Genomic DNA, 543 nt, shown 5'->3' with positions numbered 1-543 from the left:
GGCTGTTGGGGGTGAGGAGTTTCTGGTTGAGCGTGGTGTGTCGGGGATGGCGCCGGGTGCGGCGGTGGTGGCGTTGCGGCGGGCGTTGTGTGATGGCGAGACGGCGGTCGTGGTGGCGGATGTGGACTGGGAGCGGTTTGGGCCGAGGTTCACGGCCCTGCGTCCGAGTCCACTGCTGAGCGAGCTGATAGCCGACACGTCCGAGCCGGCCGCGTCGGCGGCTGGTGAATTCGCCGCCACGCTCGGTGGGTTGTCGCGGCAGGAGCGGGATCGTGCGGTCGCGGAGCTCGTACGGACGCATGCAGCCGAAGTGTTGGGTCACCCGAACCCGACCGCGATCGACCCCGACCGGACCTTCCAGGAGCTGGGCTTCGACTCGCTGACCGCCGTGGAACTGCGGGACCGGCTCAGTACGGCCACCCAACTGCGATTCCCGGCTTCCGTGATCTTCGACTACCCGACCCCGACGGCGCTCGCCGAGCATGTGTGCGGGGAGGCGCTAGGGCTGGCCGAAGAGATACAGATACCGCACACGCCGAGTGC

Annotated in this window: 2 protein-coding genes; one reads left to right on the top strand and one right to left on the bottom strand. The window is 68.7% G+C overall.

Annotated elements, in window-relative coordinates:
- Positions 1–301: hypothetical protein (locus KN815_RS48265; protein ID WP_216348093.1), on the bottom strand; the 301-nt coding region annotated here is incomplete at its 3' end.
- 9 nt (positions 302–310) lie between these two features.
- On the opposite strand from KN815_RS48265, the gene KN815_RS48260 reads away from it, so the two are divergent.
- The coding region (locus KN815_RS48260) for an acyl carrier protein (RefSeq protein ID WP_216348092.1) at positions 311–543 on the top strand (233 nt) is incomplete at its 3' end.

It is taken from the genome of Streptomyces niphimycinicus (genome assembly GCF_018883605.1).
GTDB lineage: Bacteria > Actinomycetota > Actinomycetes > Streptomycetales > Streptomycetaceae > Streptomyces > Streptomyces niphimycinicus.
Note: the sequence above shows the minus strand (reverse complement) of the source record. Positions and strands in the feature narration are given on the sequence as shown.